Origin of the sequence: Pseudomonas fluorescens (assembly GCF_040448305.1) — a bacterium.
GTDB lineage: Bacteria > Pseudomonadota > Gammaproteobacteria > Pseudomonadales > Pseudomonadaceae > Aquipseudomonas > Aquipseudomonas fluorescens_BH.
The window spans coordinates 609,858-627,147 of the sequence record NZ_CP148752.1; the positions used below are offsets into that span (position 1 = coordinate 609,858).

19 protein-coding genes are annotated in these 17,290 nt (G+C 60.3%); 11 read left to right on the top strand and 8 right to left on the bottom strand.

Annotated features, from left to right (window positions below):
• Window positions 1–8: 8 nt before the first annotated feature.
• From WHX55_RS02680 to WHX55_RS02710, 7 genes are all read left to right on the top strand, one after another.
• Window positions 9–923, top strand: a complete 915-nt coding sequence (locus WHX55_RS02680) for a branched-chain amino acid ABC transporter permease LivH (protein ID WP_150727864.1) — start codon at window positions 9–11, stop codon at window positions 921–923.
• A gap of 3 nt (window positions 924–926) precedes the next feature.
• On the top strand, window positions 927–2,210 hold the full coding sequence (gene livM, locus WHX55_RS02685; RefSeq protein ID WP_353741989.1) for a high-affinity branched-chain amino acid ABC transporter permease LivM: 1,284 nt from the start codon (window positions 927–929) through the stop codon (window positions 2,208–2,210).
• Complete coding sequence (locus WHX55_RS02690; RefSeq protein ID WP_150755830.1) at window positions 2,207–3,082, top strand: ATP-binding cassette domain-containing protein; 876 nt, start codon at window positions 2,207–2,209, stop codon at window positions 3,080–3,082. Before livM ends, WHX55_RS02690 begins: the two co-directional genes overlap by 4 nt.
• Entirely contained in the window at window positions 3,079–3,795 is a 717-nt protein-coding gene (locus WHX55_RS02695; RefSeq protein ID WP_056725416.1) for an ABC transporter ATP-binding protein, read from the top strand. The genes WHX55_RS02690 and WHX55_RS02695 overlap by 4 nt, the downstream gene beginning before the upstream one ends.
• A 294-nt stretch (window positions 3,796–4,089) precedes the next feature.
• Window positions 4,090–4,338 (top strand): hypothetical protein, encoded by a 249-nt coding sequence (locus WHX55_RS02700; protein ID WP_150755831.1) that lies wholly within the window; start codon window positions 4,090–4,092, stop codon window positions 4,336–4,338.
• 297 nt (window positions 4,339–4,635) lie between these two features.
• Window positions 4,636–5,397, top strand: a complete 762-nt coding sequence (locus WHX55_RS02705) for an SDR family oxidoreductase (RefSeq protein WP_056725413.1) — start codon at window positions 4,636–4,638, stop codon at window positions 5,395–5,397.
• A gap of 172 nt (window positions 5,398–5,569) precedes the next feature.
• On the top strand, window positions 5,570–6,475 hold the full coding sequence (locus WHX55_RS02710; protein WP_095945438.1) for a cation transporter: 906 nt from the start codon (window positions 5,570–5,572) through the stop codon (window positions 6,473–6,475).
• A gap of 7 nt (window positions 6,476–6,482) precedes the next feature.
• On the opposite strand, the gene WHX55_RS02715 is transcribed toward WHX55_RS02710, so the two are convergent.
• From WHX55_RS02715 to WHX55_RS02745, 7 genes are all read right to left on the bottom strand, one after another.
• Window positions 6,483–7,622: an AGE family epimerase/isomerase gene (locus tag WHX55_RS02715; RefSeq protein WP_353741990.1), complete on the bottom strand. Its 1,140-nt coding sequence runs from the start codon at window positions 7,620–7,622 to the stop codon at window positions 6,483–6,485.
• Between the two features lie 173 nt (window positions 7,623–7,795).
• Complete coding sequence (locus WHX55_RS02720; protein ID WP_150756734.1) at window positions 7,796–8,368, bottom strand: HupE/UreJ family protein; 573 nt, start codon at window positions 8,366–8,368, stop codon at window positions 7,796–7,798.
• A 29-nt stretch (window positions 8,369–8,397) separates the two neighbouring features.
• On the bottom strand, window positions 8,398–9,012 hold the full coding sequence (gene ureG / locus WHX55_RS02725; RefSeq protein WP_150756733.1) for an urease accessory protein UreG: 615 nt from the start codon (window positions 9,010–9,012) through the stop codon (window positions 8,398–8,400).
• Between the two features lie 23 nt (window positions 9,013–9,035).
• Window positions 9,036–9,710 carry an urease accessory protein UreF gene (locus tag WHX55_RS02730; protein ID WP_150755834.1) on the bottom strand — a complete coding sequence of 225 codons (675 nt, stop codon included), beginning with the start codon at window positions 9,708–9,710 and terminating at the stop codon, window positions 9,036–9,038.
• Complete coding sequence (ureE, locus tag WHX55_RS02735) at window positions 9,707–10,207, bottom strand: urease accessory protein UreE (RefSeq protein ID WP_150727854.1); 501 nt, start codon at window positions 10,205–10,207, stop codon at window positions 9,707–9,709. Before ureE ends, WHX55_RS02730 begins: the two co-directional genes overlap by 4 nt.
• A 233-nt stretch (window positions 10,208–10,440) precedes the next feature.
• A complete protein-coding gene (locus WHX55_RS02740; RefSeq protein ID WP_150727853.1) occupies window positions 10,441–11,073 on the bottom strand; it encodes a TetR family transcriptional regulator in 633 nt (210 codons plus the stop codon).
• A 172-nt stretch (window positions 11,074–11,245) separates the two neighbouring features.
• On the bottom strand, window positions 11,246–11,716 hold the full coding sequence (locus tag WHX55_RS02745; RefSeq protein WP_150727852.1) for a hypothetical protein: 471 nt from the start codon (window positions 11,714–11,716) through the stop codon (window positions 11,246–11,248).
• Between the two features lie 387 nt (window positions 11,717–12,103).
• Here WHX55_RS02745 and WHX55_RS02750 point away from each other — a divergent pair, with 387 nt between their 5' ends.
• Window positions 12,104–14,179 (top strand): AsmA family protein, encoded by a 2,076-nt coding sequence (locus tag WHX55_RS02750; protein ID WP_353741991.1) that lies wholly within the window; start codon window positions 12,104–12,106, stop codon window positions 14,177–14,179.
• Between the two features lie 133 nt (window positions 14,180–14,312).
• On the opposite strand, the gene WHX55_RS02755 is transcribed toward WHX55_RS02750, so the two are convergent.
• On the bottom strand, window positions 14,313–15,227 hold the full coding sequence (locus WHX55_RS02755; RefSeq protein WP_353741992.1) for a LysR substrate-binding domain-containing protein: 915 nt from the start codon (window positions 15,225–15,227) through the stop codon (window positions 14,313–14,315).
• A 109-nt stretch (window positions 15,228–15,336) separates the two neighbouring features.
• Between WHX55_RS02755 and WHX55_RS02760 the strand changes: the two genes are divergently transcribed.
• The 3 genes from WHX55_RS02760 (at window position 15,337) to WHX55_RS02770 (ending at window position 17,279) form a co-directional block, all read left to right on the top strand.
• The gene (locus tag WHX55_RS02760; protein ID WP_353741993.1) at window positions 15,337–15,975 is read left to right on the top strand and encodes an NAD(P)H-dependent oxidoreductase; all 639 of its coding nucleotides are present in this window, start codon (window positions 15,337–15,339) and stop codon (window positions 15,973–15,975) included.
• Entirely contained in the window at window positions 15,976–16,281 is a 306-nt protein-coding gene (locus tag WHX55_RS02765) for a multidrug efflux SMR transporter (RefSeq protein ID WP_353741994.1), read from the top strand. It abuts the gene before it with no gap.
• Window positions 16,282–16,388: 107 nt separating this feature from the next.
• Entirely contained in the window at window positions 16,389–17,279 is an 891-nt protein-coding gene (locus tag WHX55_RS02770; protein WP_353741995.1) for a triacylglycerol lipase, read from the top strand.
• The last annotated feature ends 11 nt before the right edge of the window (window positions 17,280–17,290 follow it).

Sequence of the window (17,290 nt, forward strand, 5' to 3'; positions counted from 1 at the left end):
ATTGCGTTATGGATGGTATTTTCCTGCAGCAACTGGTCAACGGCCTGACCCTCGGGTCGGTCTATGGCCTGATCGCCATCGGCTACACAATGGTCTATGGCATCATCGGCATGATCAACTTCGCCCACGGCGAGGTTTACATGATTTCCGCTTACCTCGCGGCAATCAGTCTGGCTCTGCTGGCTTACTTCGGTATCGAATCCTTCCCGCTGCTGATGCTTGGCACACTGATCTTCACCATCGTCGTCACGGCGGTGTATGGCTGGGTCATCGAGCGCGTCGCCTACAAGCCCCTGCGCAACTCCACCCGACTCGCACCGTTGATCAGTGCGATCGGTATCTCCCTGATCCTGCAAAACTACGCACAGATCTCCCAGGGCGCGAAGCAACAAGGCGTTCCGACTTTGCTCTCGGGTGCCTGGCGCGTTGATATCGGTACCGGTTTCGTTCAGTTGACCTACACCAAGGTCTTCATTCTGATCGCAGCGTTCGTCGGGATGGCTGCGCTGACCTACATCATCAAGTACACCAAGCTCGGCCGCATGTGCCGTGCAACCCAGCAAGACCGCAAGATGGCTTCGATCCTGGGGATCAACACCGATCGGGTGATTTCCTACGTGTTCATCATCGGTGCAGCGATGGCGGCCCTGGCCGGCGTGCTGATCACCATGAACTACGGCACATTCGACTTCTATGCCGGCTTCATCATCGGGATCAAGGCATTCACCGCCGCGGTACTTGGCGGGATTGGCTCACTGCCCGGCGCGATGCTCGGCGGGATCATTCTCGGGATTTCCGAGTCGCTGTTTTCCGGTCTGGTGAACTCGGACTACAAAGACGTTTTCAGCTTCTCGTTGCTGGTCCTCGTTCTGGTCTTTCGGCCTCAAGGCCTGCTCGGCCGTCCTCTTGTGTCGAAGGTGTAAGCGATGTCTTCAACCACTAAAAAAACCATTGATATCAAAAAAAGTCTGGTTGACGCGATTCTTGCCGGCCTCATTGCCCTGATCGTGTTCGGGCCGATCGTCGGCGTCGTTCTCGATGGCTATGGCTTCAACCTGGAAACCACTCGTGTGGCGTGGATTGTCGCTATCGTCATGGCCGGTCGTTTTGCCCTGAGCATGTTCCTGCAAACCCCCAAGGGCCTGAGAGTCCTCGAAGGTTTTGAAAGCACTGGCTCCGGGGTGCATGTACTGGCACCCGATTACAAATCGCGGTTGCGCTGGATCATCCCGCTGATGATCGTCATCGCCGTGGTGTTCCCGTTTTTCTCCAACTCCTACCTGTTGGGCGTGGTCATCCTCGGGCTGATCTACGTGCTGCTGGGGCTGGGGCTGAACATCGTGGTCGGCCTGGCCGGCCTGCTCGACCTCGGTTACGTGGCGTTCTACGCCATCGGTGCCTACGGCCTGGCGCTCGGTTATCAATATCTTGGATTGGGCTTCTGGACGGTGTTGCCGCTGGCGGCGATTACCGCCGGCCTGGCCGGTTGCATCCTCGGCTTCCCGGTGTTGCGCCTGCATGGCGACTATCTGGCGATCGTGACCCTGGGTTTCGGTGAAATCATCCGTCTGATCCTCAACAACTGGTTGTCGCTGACTGGCGGCCCGAACGGCATGGCAGCGCCGTTGCCAACCTTCTTCGGCATCGAGTTCGGAAAAAGGGCGAAAGAGGGCGGAGTGCCGTTCCATGAGTTCTTCGGCATCGCCTACAACCCTGACGTGAAGTACTACTTCATCTACGTCGTGTTGTTCCTGGTGGTCCTGGCCGTGCTGTACATCAAGGACCGCCTGACCCGCATGCCGGTCGGCCGCGCCTGGGAAGCCCTGCGCGAAGACGAAATCGCCTGCCGCTCCATGGGCCTGAACCACGTGCTGGTCAAGCTCTCGGCGTTCACCATCGGTGCCTCGACGGCCGGTCTGGCCGGGGTGTTCTTCGCCACCTACCAGGGCTTCGTCAACCCGACCTCGTTCACCTTCTTCGAATCGGCGCTGATCCTCGCCATCGTGGTACTGGGTGGCATGGGCTCGACCATAGGCGTGGTGATTGCCGCCTTCGTGCTGACCGTCGCCCCGGAGCTGCTGCGTGGCTTTGCCGAGTATCGCGTGCTGCTGTTTGGCATTCTGATGGTGTTGATGATGATCTGGCGACCGCGCGGCCTGATTCGGATCAGCCGTACCGGTGTGACCCCGCGTAAAGGAGTAGCGCCATGAGCGAAGTCGTACTCAGTGTCGAAAAGCTGATGATGCACTTCGGCGGCATCAAGGCGTTGAGCGATGTCAGCCTGAAAGTGCACCGCAACTCGATCTTCGCCTTGATCGGACCTAACGGCGCCGGCAAAACCACGGTGTTCAACTGCCTGACCGGGTTCTACAAAGCCTCCGGCGGCAAGATCGAACTCAACATTCGTGGGCAACAGACCAACGTCATCAAGTTGCTGGGTGAGTCGTTCAAACCTACCGATTTCGTTTCGCCGAAATCCTTCGCCAGTCGGCTGTTCTACAAGGCGTTCGGCGGCACCCACCTGGTGAATCGTGCAGGCCTGGCGCGGACCTTCCAGAACATTCGCCTGTTCAAGGAAATGTCGGTGCTGGAAAACCTGCTGGTGGCCCAGCACATGTGGGTCAACCGCAGCATGCTGGCCGGCATCCTCAATACCAAGGGCTATCGCAAGGCCGAGAGCGATGCGCTGGACCACGCGTTCTACTGGCTGGAAGTGGTGGATCTGGTGGATTGCGCCAACCGCCTGGCCGGTGAACTGTCCTACGGCCAGCAGCGCCGCCTGGAAATCGCCCGCGCCATGTGCACCCGTCCGCAGATCATCTGCCTCGACGAACCGGCCGCCGGCCTCAACCCTCAGGAAACCGAAGCGCTGAGCGCGATGATCCGGCTGCTGCGCGACGAGCACGATCTGACCGTGGTGCTGATCGAACACGACATGGGCATGGTTATGAGTATTTCCGACCACATCGTGGTGCTGGACCACGGCATCGTCATCGCCGAGGGCGGACCCGATGCGATTCGTAACGATCCGAAAGTGATTGCGGCCTACCTGGGCGCCGATGAAGAGGAAGTGGTGCTATGAGCCAACCCATCCTCGAACTCAAGGAACTGGATGTGTTTTACGGACCGATCCAGGCCCTTAAAGGCGTCTCGCTGCACATCAACGAAGGCGAAACCGTCAGCCTGATCGGCTCCAACGGTGCCGGCAAGTCGACGCTGCTGATGTCGATCTTCGGCCAGCCACGGGCAGCCGACGGGCAGATCCTTTATCAGGGCGTGGATATTACCCACAAGTCGTCCCACTACATCGCCTCCAACGGCATCGCGCAATCGCCGGAAGGGCGGCGGGTGTTCCCCGACATGACCGTCGAGGAGAACCTGCTGATGGGCACTATCCCTATCGGTGACAAGTACGCCAAGGAGGACATGCAACGCATGTTCGAGCTGTTCCCGCGGCTCGAAGAGCGGCGTACCCAGCGGGCGATGACCATGTCTGGCGGCGAGCAGCAAATGCTCGCCATCGCCCGGGCCCTGATGAGCCGGCCCAAGTTGTTGCTGCTGGATGAGCCGAGCCTGGGCCTGGCGCCGATTGTGGTGAAGCAGATCTTCGCCACCCTGCGGGAACTGGCCAAGACCGGCATGACCATCTTCCTGGTGGAGCAGAACGCCAACCACGCCCTGCGGTTGTCGGACCGGGCGTATGTGATGGTCAACGGCGAAATTCGCATGACCGGCACCGGCAAGGAGTTGTTGGTCAACGAGGATGTGCGTAACGCCTATCTCGGCGGGCACTGAGTCTGCTTTGTTATGCACAAGCCCCGGCGCGCAATCGCCGGGGCTTTTTTACATCTCCCAAACATCACTAAACCCTGTGGGAGCGAGCTTGCTCGCGATAGCGGTGCGTCAGTCACCACGATGCAAACTGTGCCCCGGTCATCGCGAGCAAGCTCGCTCCCACAGGGTTTTTGGCATGCCTCAAGAGAATTGTGGAAAACAATATTCCCAAGCTCGTAAAGCGCGACATAAAGCCGCTGCAAATAGTTGTTTTGTCACAGTTTTGACTTGTCCCCATTTGCTGTGGAACCGGCTGTGAATAACGTGGGAGTAGCTGGCTGGAGGCCTTTGAAACCGTGGCTTGCAGGGGTGTGGTTGTTTTTTGATCAGGTGTTTTTGCGCAGCTTGCAGGCCGCTTTGTCAACCTTTTTGTTCGGGGCGCAAATGCGTGAAATCGGCGTGGACAAGCCTGTGGATAAGTCTGTGACTAAACTCTGGAAAGACCCCGCTGAAGGCCGTGGTTACTGGCTTGGCGCCATCGTCGGTTTGACCCGTCAGTCATGAAAATGGCCAAGAGCTACACAGCAGGCGGTTGAGGGTCAAGCAAAAAAGTTTCAAAATCCCGCGCAAAGCCTTGTGGATAGCGGCTTGCAGCTTTTCCACTTGCCTCCAGAGACTGTGGACCGGCCTGTGGATAACGTGCGCGCACATGGCTGTAGGCCACGCTGGTCAAGGGCTTGCCGGAGTTGAGCGTTTTTTGAACAGTTTGAACGGTGGTTGCCGCTGTGAACAAGGCCGGGCATGCTGCCTGCTGATTTTCTATTCCAATGGCTGGCGATCAGCCGAAGCAAGGAGAACACGATGTCCAACACCCTGTTTATTACCGGCGCGACCTCCGGTTTTGGTGAAGCCTGTGCCCGTCGTTTTGCTGAGGCCGGCTGGAAACTGGTGCTGACTGGCCGTCGTGAGGAGCGCCTCAATGCGCTGTGCGCTGAGCTGTCGAAGCAGACCGAAGTTCATGGTCTGGTGCTCGATGTGCGTGATCGCAAGGCCATGGAGGAGGCGATTGCCAATCTGCCGCCATCCTTTGCCAAACTGCGCGGGTTGATCAACAACGCCGGGCTGGCCCTGGGGGTTGATCCGGCACCCAAGTGCGACCTCGACGACTGGGACACCATGGTCGATACCAACGTCAAAGGCCTGATGTACAGCACCCGCTTGCTGTTGCCGCGCCTGATCGCCCACGGTCGTGGTGCCGGTATCGTCAACCTGGGGTCCATCGCCGGCAACTACCCGTACCCGGGCAGCCACGTGTATGGCGCGACCAAGGCGTTCGTCAAACAATTCTCCGTGAACCTGCGCTGCGACCTGCAAGGCACGGGCGTACGGGTCAGCAACATCGAGCCGGGCTTGTGCGAGAGCGAGTTCTCGCTGGTGCGTTTTGCCGGTGACCAGGAGCGCTACAACGCCACTTACGCCGGCGCCGAGCCAATTCAGCCGCAGGACATCGCCGAGACCATCTTCTGGGTGCTCAATGCGCCGGCGCATATCAATATCAACAGCCTGGAGCTGATGCCGGTCAGCCAGACCTGGGCCGGGTTTGCTATCGAGCGCAAGTCTTAAGACCGCGTAACGGCCAATCGCGAGCAGGCTCGCTCCCACATGGATCGCGTTAAACCTGTGGGAGCGAGCCTGCTCGCGATGGGGCCGGGCCAGACAAAACCGGACATCAGCTAGACTCCTCCCTCAAGCAACCCGCCACACCCGGCGGTCTAGAGGTATTAGAGGAGATCAAGTGAGTAATCGAGGCGAGCAGTCGCTGCTCAAACAATCGACCTTCCTGATGCTCGCCGTGACATTCGCCGGGATCATCACCGGTTTTGTTTCGGGCGCCCAATCCATCCTGTTCGATGGCTTCTTTTCGTTGATCGCGGCCTTCATCAAGGTCCTGATGCTGATCACCGCTCGGTTGATCGCCAAGGAAAGCAACCAGCGCTTCCAGTTCGGTTCCTGGCACCTGGAACCCATGGTGCTGGTGATCGAAGGCTGTTTCATATTCCTGGTAGCCGTTTATGCGTTTCTCAACGGTGTGTTCGGCATCATCAATGGAGGCCGCGAGGTCGAACTCGGTCTGGTGATCCTCTACGCGGCGGTGTTCACCGTCGTTGAGCTCATTTACTTCTTCTACGTCCGCCATCGCAATCGCACACTCAAATCATCGCTGATCCAGTTCGACAACATCAGTTGGCTGGTGGACGCGATGCTGTCGGCGGGACTGCTGGTGAGTTTCCTGATCGCGCTGCTGCTCAAGACTCAGGGTTACGACAAGTGGGCGGTGTATGTCGACCCGATGATCCTGATTCTGCTGGCCCTGGGCATGCTGCCCCCGGCGTTCAAAATCCTCGGACCGGCCTTGCGCGATGTATTGGGGATCGTCCCGGATCAACTGGACGACAAGGTGCGTCAGGTGATGGAGGTGGCGAAGGTCGAGCATGGTTTCGACGATTACATTTCCTACGTGCAGAAACACGGCAGGGCCTGTTTTATCGAGATTCACATCGTATTGCCGAAGGATTACTGGCTGGACGGTGTGGGGCAACTGGACAGTTTGCGCGAGGAGATTTCCGCGAAGCTCGGTAAGCCGGATGCAGCGCGATGGCTGACCATCAGCTTTACCGGGGATCGCAAGTGGACTGAGTGATTGGATTTCACCTTGTGGCGAGATATTCCGCCAACCCGCGATAACAGGTTGCCAGGTGATAGGGCGTGGTCGACGGCATGTCGCGCCGGCTGACTTCACCGTGCTCGTCACGGCACTCAAACCAACCTCCCTCGTGTAGCGAGCGTTGCTGCAATGCCTGCAATTGGCGCAGCACGACGGCCTCGCTGTCCCGCCGCAGCGTCAATGCGCGCAGGTACTCGGCCTGGGCCCAGATACGCTGTGTGGCGTCCCGGACGCCGTGATCCGCTGCGAAGTCGAGCATTGCCCGCACGGCGCCAGTCTGCTGATCGACACCCACTTGCTCGGTAAAGGCGAAGGCCCGCTCCAGATCGGCATGCAGCGTCGAATTACGCAACAGCGCCGAGGATTCCAGCAGGAAATACCACTCGAACTGGTGCCCCGGTTCAAACCAGTTATCCACAGATCCCAACGGCTTTTCCATCAACACGCCGTGCTGCGGATCGATAAAGCGCGCGTGCATGGCTGTGCATAACTCGACGAGCGCCTGTTGCACTTCGAGGTCTTCACGCACCGACAGGGTGGCAAGGAATGCTTCGGCCAGGTGCATCAGCGGATTTTGCAAAGGGCCGCTGTCCAGCGATGCCCAGTCGCGCTCGAGCGTGGCTTCGTACAGACCGTCGTCCGTGGCGAAACGCTGCGCAATCACTTCCAGCGAGGCATTGAGCACCGACTCCACCAGCGGCTCGCGGACCTTGTTCCAGTAATGGGCGCAGGCGAACAGGATGAAGGCGTGGGTGTAGAGGTCCTTGCGCTGATCCAGCGGCGCACCTTGCGCATCGACACTGTAGAACCAGCCACCGTGCTCGGCATCGTGGAAGTGCCGCTGCAACGAGCGGAACAACGCGGCGGCACGCTCTTCGGCGCCCGGCACCTGACCGATCAGGCTGGCAAACAGATACAACTGCCGCGCACAGGCCATGGCCCGGTAGCGTTGCGGTGGCAGCGGTTGGTGTTCGGCATCCAGCGCCTCGTAGGGCAACGCCATGTCGGCATTCCAGCCCGGACCTTGCCAAAGCGGCACGATGACGTTCAGGAAGTGCTGTTGCACCGAGGCGAACAGGGCGGTCAGTTCAGGCTGGGAGGCGGAGCGGGAAACAGGCGGCATTGGCTGGCGTCGTCACGGCAGGGGCGATTGCGCGACATGTTAGCAGGCCTGAGAGGGGTGGTGTCTGTCAGGCCGTCATCGCGAGCAGGCTCGCTCCCACATTAGTCCTGTGCATACAGTTCCATTGTGGGAGCGAGCCTGCTCGCGATGGGGCCATCACAGGCATCAAAAAATCAACCCGCCAACAACCATACCCCGGTCGCCGCCGAAGCTGCGCCCGCCAGTCGCACCAGAGGCGCTGCGGTCTGCGGCAACACCCGCACCAGCGCATAACCTGCTGCATGCAATGCTGCTGTGGCCGCTACGAAACCAGCGGCATAGGTCCATGGACTCGACATGTCCGGCAGTTCCAGCCCGTGCGCGACACCATGAAACAGTGCAAACAACGCCGTCGCACCCACCGCCATCACCAACGGAGGACGCACCGCCAAGGCAACCGCCAGCCCCAAGGCCAACACGGAAGCAGCAATCCCGCTCTCCAGTGCCGGCAGGTTCAATCCTTCAAAACCCAACAGCCCGCCAATCAACATAGTGCCGACAAAGGCGCACGGCAGCGCCCAGCGTGCGGCGCCTTGCTGCTGTGCCGCCCACAAACCGACCGCCAGCATCGCCAGCAAGTGATCGAGGCCGCCCAGTGGATGGCTGATACCGGCGATCAAGCCGTTGTCACCATGCCCCGGATGGGCGAAGGCGAGGGTCGGGGCCAGCAGCAGGGCCAGGGCGCCGAGAATGCGTTTGAGTGTCATGGATAAGCTTCCTTGTTGATAAGTCGTGATCAGGCCGCGGTCAGCAAACCCTGGCGTTCGATGAAGGCGATGATCTCTTCCAGACCCAGGCCGGTTTTCTGATTGCTGAACACAAACGGCTTGCCGTTGCGCATGCGTTTTGTGTCGCTGTCCATCATCGTCAGCGAGGCACCGACCAGCGGCGCGAGGTCGATCTTGTTGATCACCAACAGGTCGGATTTGCAGATTCCCGGCCCACCCTTGCGCGGCAGCTTGTCGCCGGCCGAGACGTCGATCACGTAGATCGTCAGGTCGGACAGTTCCGGGCTGAAGGTCGCGGAGAGGTTGTCGCCCCCGGACTCCACGAGAATCAGGTCCAGCCCCGGAAAGCGGCGATTGAGTTGATCCACGGCTTCGAGGTTGATCGAGGCGTCTTCGCGGATGGCCGTGTGCGGGCAGCCACCGGTTTCCACGCCGATGATGCGCTCCGGTGCCAGGGCTTCGTTGCGCACCAGAAAATCGGCGTCTTCGCGGGTGTAGATATCGTTGGTCACGACGGCCAGGTTGTAACGCTCGCGCAGGGCCAGGCACAGGGCCAGGGTCAGGGCGGTTTTGCCGGAGCCGACCGGGCCGCCGATGCCGACGCGCAGGGGGTGTGCGTTCATGTGATTCTCCAAAATTAAAGGCCCTAGGAACGGAACAGACGGCTGTACTGGCGCTCGTGGGCCATGCACGCCAGGGACAGGCCGAAAGCGGCGCTGCCGTAATGATCGGGATCGATTCGGGTGGCGTTCTGTTGAGCTTGTTGAAGCAGCGGCAGCAGTTCGCTAGTCAGGCGTTGGGCAGCTTGCTGACCGAGGGGCAGGGTCTTCATCAGCACTGCCAACTGGTTTTCCAACCAGCTCCAGAGCCACGCGGCCAGAGCGTCCTGCGGGCTGATGTGCCAGGCGCGCGCGGCCAAGGCCCAACCCAGGGCCAGATGTGGCTCACTGCGTTGTTCGAGGAAGGCACGGGCCGGCGCGTCGAGTTCCGGCAAGCCATTGAGCAATTGCTGCAACGAGTAGCCCATCTGCCGGCTCTCCTGATGCAGCTCGCGGGTTTCGCGACTGGCGCGATGCTCTTCACAGCTTTGTAGCAATTCGTCCCAGTTTTCCTCGCTGGCGGCCACGCAATGGGCGAGCAGCAAGGGTGCTTCGAAGCGTGCCAGATTCAAAAGCAACTGATCGCTGATCCAGCGTCGGGCGCTGTCGGGGTCGTGAACGCGGCCGTTATCCACAGCCATTTCCAGCCCTTGGGAGTAGCTGTAGCCGCCAATCGGCAATTGCGGACTGGCCAGGCGCAACAGCGCCCAGGCCGGGTTCATGTGCGTACGCCGAACTGGTGCAGTTTCGGCGCGTAGTTGAAGTCTTCATCACCGTGGCGCGAGTGGTGATGACCACCGCCGTAGGCGCCATGTTCCGGCTGGAACGGCGCCTCGATGTTCACGGCAACGGCACCGAGTTGTTCGAGCATGGCCTTGAGCACGTAATCGTCGAGCAGGCGCAACCAGCCGTTGCCGACTTGCAGGGCGACATGGCGGTTGCCCAGGTGATAGGCCGCGCGGGTCAGTTCAAAAGCATTGGCGCAAGTGACGTGCAGCAATTGTTCGGGGCGGGCGCAAACGCGGACGATTCGCCCGTCTTCGGCTTGCAGGCATTCGCCGTCATGCAACGGCGGCTGGCCGCGCTGCAAAAACAACCCGACGTCTTCGCCTTCGGCACTGAAACAGCGCAAACGGCTTTTGCTGCGGGCTTCGAACGTCAGGTGCAGTTCGGCGGCCCAAACGGGTTGAGGGTCGATTCTGCGATGAATCACCAGCATCGGAAGGCTTCCAGCAATGGGCAATGCTCAGGCTAGAGCAAGGGGCTTGCCAATCGACATGATGCGTAGGAAATGGCTGAAGGAGACGTGGGATTGGTATCGATGGAGTGAGTTTTTTGGTTGAAGTTGGTGCGTTGTTTTTGATTTGCGCACCAAGTTGAAGCGGCGCGGTTCAATGTGGGAGCGAGCAGGCTCGCTCCCACAGGGTTCGGGGGCAGTCTGAAACGAGGGCATTACTCGGTGCTGCCAAGCCCTTGCCAATGCTTGAGTCCGATAAAGATAAACCGCAGTTGCTGGGTGATTTTCGCCTGGGGCGTCAGGTGTTCAGGCAAGGCGTCGGCTGGTGGGTCAATGATGTCTGGCAGGGTGGCGAACACGCTTTTGACGATCAGGTCCGCCATGACGCTCAGGCTGGCGATGTTCAGATGCTGCAGTTTCGGCATCAGTGACAAATCCGCCGCCAGGTCCGAGCTGATGTCTTCACGCAAACGGCCGATGGCCTGGCGCACCGGCAGCGAACCGCCGTATTGCTCGCGGGCGAGAAACAGGAACTGCGAACGGTTGGCGCTGACCACGTCGAGAAAGATCCGTACCGAGGCATCGATGATGCCGCCCATCACGAATTCGTTGTGTCGTACCAGGCGAATGGTTTCGCGGAATGTCTGGCCGACTTCGCTGACCAGCACCAGGCCCAATTCATCCATGTCGGCAAAATGGCGGTAGAAACCGGTCGGTACGATCCCGGCGGTTTTCGCGACTTCGCGCAGGCTCAGGCTGCCGAATCCTCGGCCGCCATCCATCAGGCACCGGGCAGCGTCCATCAGGGCGTTACGGGTTTGTTGTTTCTGTTCGGCGCGGGGCAGCATCGCAAGGGCGTTTTCTGGACTGGGACGCGGCGCACTCTAGCAAATCGGCTTTGCCGGCGTCGAACGACTGTGGGGGGATCAAGCGGGGAAGTGCGGCATCTATCAAGTGGACTGCTGAAAAGTCAAAAGCCCAATCCGGTGATTGGGCTTTTTCTCAAGGCGGCCATGAGGCTTAGCTCAGGTCGCTGTTGCGTTCGATTACACGGTCACCACCGCCTTCAGCGAGGGTTTGACCTTGTGGAGTGCGATCCGAACCGTCGGCGGCGAGGGTCTGGCCTTGTGGAGTACGGTCGGAACCATCAGCAGCGAGGGTTTGGCCTTGTGGAGTACGGTCGGAGCCATCAGCAGCCAGGGTTTGGCCTTGTGGAGTACGATCCGAACCATCTGCGGCGAGGGTCTGGCCTTGTGGGGTGCGGTCCGAGCCATCCTGAGTGATCAGGCCTTTTTCTTTCAGGCGATCATTACCACCTTCGGCAAGGGTCTGGCCTTGTGGGGTACGGTCGGAGCCATCGGCGGCGACGGTCTGGCTGAACACCGAGTGGTTCTGTTTCACTTGTGGAGTGGCCTGGTCAGCCGCTGGCAGGGCAAAAGCAGTGCTGGCCAGCATCGAGAGTGTAAGGCTAAGCAGTAGTTGGCGTTTCATGATTGTTTTGCTCCGTGGGGGTGCGAATAAGTGGGTACGAGAGCAATGCTACTCTCGATAAGTCGATATGAAAGTTCATAAACGCAATGGTAATAATCAACGGAATTGATTGTTTGCTGCGGAGGCTCTAGGCCGGGCGTTTCCGGCGAGCAGTCTTGCACCGAAGTGGGTATTTTCGACCCACCTTTGACGTGTAAAAGTGCAGGGCCGGTAACGCCGGTCGACTGGCTGGTCAGTATTGGACTGGGCGGATTCGGCGAAATCGGTCTATCGATTAAACCTGCCGGTTTTTTATCAGTCGTAGATTTCATGGCGGGTCGCTTGCGGCTCACCGTTTCACATGTGCGTCGCAGTCGGGGCGCTCAGTCGTATCAGGAGCCCTGTGCAATGACGCGCACTCAAAAAACGTTTGTCTGGACCCTTTCCACTTTTCTTACCTTGTTGATGGTGCTGGTTCTGATCATCGTGTTCTTCGACTGGAACCGGATCAAAGCGCCGCTCAACGCCAAAGTTTCCGAAGAGCTGCACCGCGCTTTCGCCATCAACGGCAATCTGTCGGTGGTCTGGCAGCCCGAGCCTGATGAAGGCGGCTGGCGCGCCTGGGTACCGTGGCCTCATGTGGTGGCCGAAGACTTGAGCCTGGGCAATCCTGACTGGTCGAAACAACCGCAGATGGTCACCCTCAAGCGGGTGGAACTGCGTATTTCACCCCTGGCATTGCTGGCGCAGCGGGTAGTGATCCCGCGTATCGATCTCACCGAGCCGAATGCCCAACTGCAACGCCTGGCTGACGGGCGCGCCAACTGGACTTTCAAATTCGACCCGCAAGACCCGAACGCCGAGCCTTCGAGCTGGGTGGTGGATATCGGCGCGATCGGCTTTGATAAGGGCCGCGTCACCCTCGACGACCAGAACCTGAAGACTCAACTCGACGTGCTGATCGATCCATTGGGCAAACCGATTCCGTTCAGCGATATCGTCGGCGACAAAGCGGCGAAAGCCGCTCAGGAAAAGGGCTCGTCCCCCCAGGATTATGCGTTCGCGCTCAAGGTCAACGGCCAGTACCACGGCCAGAAACTCGCGGGTCAGGGCAAGATTGGCGGGCTGTTGGCGCTGCAGGATGCGGCACGGCCGTTTCCGCTCCAGGCACAGGTGAAAATTGCCGATACGAGCGTTGAACTGGCCGGCACCCTGACCGATCCGCTGAATCTCGGCGCCCTGGACCTGCGCCTGAAACTGGCTGGCACCAGCCTGGGCAACCTCTACCCGCTGACCGGCGTGATCCTGCCGGATACACCACTCTATGCCACTGACGGCCACCTGCTCGCCAGGTTGCACGAGGCGGGTGGCGCGGTGTTCCGCTATGAAGAATTCAACGGCAAGATCGGCGAAAGCGACATCCACGGCAATCTGACTTACGTGGCCAGCCAGCCACGGCCAAAACTCAGCGGCTCGCTGTTGTCCAATCAATTGCTGTTCGCTGACCTGGCGCCGCTGATTGGTGCCGACTCCAACGCACAACAGAAGGCCCGAGGCGGTGACAGCAAACAACCAGCGGACAAAGTGCTGCCGGTCGAAGAGTTCAAGACCGATCGCTGGCGTGATATGGACGCCGATGTCGAGTTCACCGGCAAGCGCATCGTGCACAGCGAAAAACTGCCGTTCAACGACCTCTATACCCATCTGGTGCTCACCGATGGCGTGCTCAGCCTCGAGCCACTGCGCTTCGGCGTGGCCGGCGGCAAGCTGGATGCGCAGATTCGCCTGAACGGCCACACCGATCCACTGGAAGGCCAGGCCAGACTCACGGCGCGAGGCTTCAAGCTCAAGCAGTTGTTCCCAGGCTTTGAGCCGATGAAAACCAGTTTCGGTGAAATCAACGGCGACGCTGATCTCAGCGGGCGCGGCAATTCGGTGGCCAAACTGCTGGGCAGCGCCAATGGCAATCTGAAAATGCTGATCAACGATGGCGCCATCAGTCGCGAATTGATGGAACTGGCAGGTCTGAACGTCGGCAACTACGTGGTTGGCAAGATCTTTGGCGACAAGGAAGTGAAGATCAACTGCGCCGCCGCCGACTTCGGCATCCAGTCCGGCCTGGCGAGTACCCGCTTGTTTGTGTTCGACACCGAGAACGCCATTGTTTACATCGATGGCACGGCGAACATGGCGACCGAGCAACTGGACCTGACCATCACCCCGGAATCCAAGGGCTGGCGCCTGATTTCATTACGCTCGCCGCTGTATGTGCGCGGCAAATTCATCAAGCCCGATGCCGGGGTCAAGGCCGTGCCGCTGATGTTGCGCGGAGCCGGGATGGTGGCGCTGGGCGTGATCGCCGCACCGGCGGCAGGGTTGCTGGCGCTGGTGGCGCCAAGCGGCGGCGAGACGAACCAGTGCGCGCCGTTGCTGGAGCAGATGAAGGCGGGCAAGGCGCCTGTCACCGTCAAGTCAGCCAAGTAATCGGGTGCCAGTGACGGCCCCATCGTCGGAGCGCCGCCCGGAGCAGGCTCGCTCCTACAGGGGATCTGTGCATGCAGGACCAATGTGGGAGCCTGCTCGCGATGGCGGTTTTGCAGGCACTGCATTTGGTTGCTTATGCCAAAGCATGTCCCGACACCAACGCCTCTTCACGCAGCCACGCAAAAAACGCCCGAACCGGTGGATGACGTTCGCGTCCCGGCACGCACAGTGCGCTGTAGCCGGCGCCATCGACCTGGATTTCTCCCCGGTACGGCAACAGCAGACCACTGGCCACGCTTTCCGACACCAGGATATTGCTTGCCAACACCAGACCTTGCCCGGCAATTGCCGCTTGCAGGGCGTAATGCTCTTCGTCGTATTCGCGCACCGCTGGTCGGTCGCTCAACCAGGTTTCGCCGGATTGCGCGCACCAGGCCTCCCAGCCGTGGGCATAGAGTTTGGAGTTGTGCCAACGCACGCTGATCAGTGTTGGGGCGCGACTCGACGCCAGGGTCACTTGTTCGGGCGAACCGTAGACGCCGAAGGATTCGTCGAACAGGCACAACCCATACAGGTTGGGGTAATCGTCGAGGCTGTAGCGCAGCACCAGATCGACACTGGCGTCCTGATGCAGATCGATGACTTCGCAGTGGGTATCGAGGCGCACGTTGATGTTCGGGTGCCGGGCGTAGAAGCGTCCCAGCCGTGGCACCAGCCACAGCGCGGCGAAGGCAGCGGTGGTGGAGACCGTCAGGCTGGCGCCGCTGCGTTGCGGGCGCAGGGTATCGACGCTTTGCGCGACTTCCAGAAAAGCCCCGTGCAGGCTCTGGAACAGCCGTTCGCCGCATTCGGTCAGGCGCACCCGGCGTGGCAGGCGCTCGAACAATGGCACGCCGAGCCAGCTCTCCAGGGAGCGGATCTGGTGGGACACCGCCGTCGGGGTGACGGACAGTTCTTCGGCGGCGGCCTTGAAGCTCAACAGGCGTGAGGCGGATTCAAAGGCCCGCAGGGCGGTCAAGGGCAACGTGGCAAACATTGAACACTCCATGGATGAAATGGATTCATCCAGACTGATTTCTACTCATTTGAATGAGAGCAGCTGTGAGCTTCAAGCTGCAAGCCACAAGCCGTTTGAGTTTAGCCCTGAGGAGAGACAGATGAGTAGAATTCTTGCTGTTCACGCCAGCCCCCGTGGTGACCGTTCGCACTCCCGGCGTTTGGCCGAAGTGTTTCTGTCGGCCTGGCAGGCCCGTCATCCACACTCACAGTTGACCCGACGCGAAGTCGGTCGAGCGCTGATTCCGCCGGTCAACGAGGCATTCGTGGCCGCCGCGTTTTACCCCGAGCCTGACGCTCGGCCACTGTCGATGCAGGCCGACCTTGCGCTCAGCGACGAATTGGTCGGCGAACTGCTTGGCCATGATGTGTTGCTGATTTCCACGCCGATGCACAACTTCAGCGTACCCAGCGGCCTCAAGGCCTGGATCGATCAGATCGTGCGAGTAGGGTTGACCTTCGATCACACCCTGGACAATGGCGTAGCCCAGTACCAATCCTTGGTGCAGGGCAAAAAAGCCCTGATCATCACCAGCCGTGGCGGCTTCGGTTTTGGCCCGGGAGGCGAGCTGGAAGCCATGAACCATGCCGATACGCTACTGCGCACGGTGCTCGGATTCATCGGCATCACGGACGTCACCGTGGTGGCTGCCGAGGGCGAAGAGTCCGCCGAGCGCAGCTTTGAAATCTCTGCCGCCGAGGCTGAGCAGCGCTTGTTGGCGCTGGCCGGGGAGTTCTAGATGGCCTGGCTGTTTCTGCTGGTCGCCGCCGGGTTCGAAGTCACCTTCGCCATGGGCATGAAGTACGCCGAGGGCTTCACCCGGCTCTGGCCTTCGCTGGTCACCGTGGTGGCCGCTGTGGGCGGGATCTACTTCCTGACCCTGGCCATGCGCGAGTTGCCGGTGAGCATCGCGTACCCGATCTGGACCGCCATCGGTTCGCTGGGCACGGTGTTTCTCGGTTTCGCGTTGCTGGGTGAAAGCCTGACCGTGATCAAGCTGGTCTCGGTCGGGCTGATCGTGGCAGGTGTGGCGGGGTTGAAGTAGGGCGGATGACATAGACTTGTCGTCGAGTTGTCATCTTCGCAGGTGTAGCTTGGCGGATGTCTTGCATCCCGCCTTGCGTCACCGCCCGACCACAAGGATGTCCGCCCATGTCGCAAGGTTCTGCCCCGCGCTACCCGCTGGTGTTGGTCCCGGGAATGCTCGGGTTCATCCGTTTGGTGCTTTATCCGTACTGGTACGGGATCGTCGAGGCGTTGCGCCGGGGTGGTGCGGTGGTGTTTGCCGTGCAGGTCTCACCGCTTAATTCGAACGAAGTGCGCGGCGAGCAATTGCTTGTGCGTATCGACGAAATCCTGCGGGAAACCGGGGCCGCCAAGGTCAACCTGATCGGCCATAGCCAGGGCTCGCTGACCGCCCGTTATGCAGCGGCCAAACGCCCGGACCTGGTGGCATCGGTGACCTCGGTGGCGGGGCCGAACCACGGCTCGGAACTCGCCGATTACCTGCACGAGCATTATCCCCATGACAGCGTACGTGGTCGTGTGCTGAGCTTTTTGCTGCGGATGGTCGGGGTGCTGATGGGGTGGCTGGATACCGGTTACCGCGGGCCGAAGTTGCCGGTGGATATCCATGCGTCCCATCACGCCCTCACCAGCGCTGGGGTGGCGCTGTTCAACCAGCGTTATCCACAGGGCTTGCCTGAAACCTGGGGTGGTCACGGGCCGGAGGAGGTCAATGGCGTGCGTTATTACTCCTGGTCTGGCACCTTGCAACCGGGCATTACCGATCGCGGGCGCAATCTGCTGGACGGTACCAACCGCAGTTGTCGGCTGTTCGCTAAAGCCTTCGTCCGCGAAGCCGGGCATTGCGACGGCTTGGTCGGGCGCTACAGCTCGCACCTGGGCACGGTGATTGGTGACGAATATCCGCTGGATCACTTCGATATCGTCAACCAGTCGCTGGGGCTGGTGGGCAAGGGGGCCGAGCCGATCCGGTTGTTTGTCGAGCATGCGGCGCGGTTGGCGGCGGCAGGCGTCTAGACCGCCACAAA

Bases quoted from the DNA above. Each gene is read 5' to 3' on its own strand.
- WHX55_RS02680 (WP_150727864.1), top strand. From the start codon at position 9: ATGGATGGTATTTTCCTGCAGCAACTGGTCAACGGCCTGACCCTCGGG.
- WHX55_RS02720 (WP_150756734.1), bottom strand. From the start codon at position 8,368: ATGACACTCAAACGCATTCTCGGCGCCCTGGCCCTGCTGCTGGCCCCG.
- WHX55_RS02690 (WP_150755830.1), top strand. From the start codon at position 2,207: ATGAGCGAAGTCGTACTCAGTGTCGAAAAGCTGATGATGCACTTCGGC.
- WHX55_RS02755 (WP_353741992.1), bottom strand. From the start codon at position 15,227: ATGGAGTGTTCAATGTTTGCCACGTTGCCCTTGACCGCCCTGCGGGCC.
- WHX55_RS02705 (WP_056725413.1), top strand. From the start codon at position 4,636: ATGTCCAACACCCTGTTTATTACCGGCGCGACCTCCGGTTTTGGTGAA.
- WHX55_RS02770 (WP_353741995.1), top strand. From the start codon at position 16,389: ATGTCGCAAGGTTCTGCCCCGCGCTACCCGCTGGTGTTGGTCCCGGGA.
- WHX55_RS02715 (WP_353741990.1), bottom strand. From the start codon at position 7,622: ATGCCGCCTGTTTCCCGCTCCGCCTCCCAGCCTGAACTGACCGCCCTG.
- WHX55_RS02750 (WP_353741991.1), top strand. From the start codon at position 12,104: ATGACGCGCACTCAAAAAACGTTTGTCTGGACCCTTTCCACTTTTCTT.
- WHX55_RS02740 (WP_150727853.1), bottom strand. From the start codon at position 11,073: ATGCTGCCCCGCGCCGAACAGAAACAACAAACCCGTAACGCCCTGATG.
- WHX55_RS02730 (WP_150755834.1), bottom strand. From the start codon at position 9,710: ATGAACCCGGCCTGGGCGCTGTTGCGCCTGGCCAGTCCGCAATTGCCG.
- WHX55_RS02760 (WP_353741993.1), top strand. From the start codon at position 15,337: ATGAGTAGAATTCTTGCTGTTCACGCCAGCCCCCGTGGTGACCGTTCG.
- livM (WP_353741989.1), top strand. From the start codon at position 927: ATGTCTTCAACCACTAAAAAAACCATTGATATCAAAAAAAGTCTGGTT.
- WHX55_RS02765 (WP_353741994.1), top strand. From the start codon at position 15,976: ATGGCCTGGCTGTTTCTGCTGGTCGCCGCCGGGTTCGAAGTCACCTTC.
- WHX55_RS02695 (WP_056725416.1), top strand. From the start codon at position 3,079: ATGAGCCAACCCATCCTCGAACTCAAGGAACTGGATGTGTTTTACGGA.
- ureG (WP_150756733.1), bottom strand. From the start codon at position 9,012: ATGAACGCACACCCCCTGCGCGTCGGCATCGGCGGCCCGGTCGGCTCC.
- ureE (WP_150727854.1), bottom strand. From the start codon at position 10,207: ATGCTGGTGATTCATCGCAGAATCGACCCTCAACCCGTTTGGGCCGCC.
- WHX55_RS02745 (WP_150727852.1), bottom strand. From the start codon at position 11,716: ATGAAACGCCAACTACTGCTTAGCCTTACACTCTCGATGCTGGCCAGC.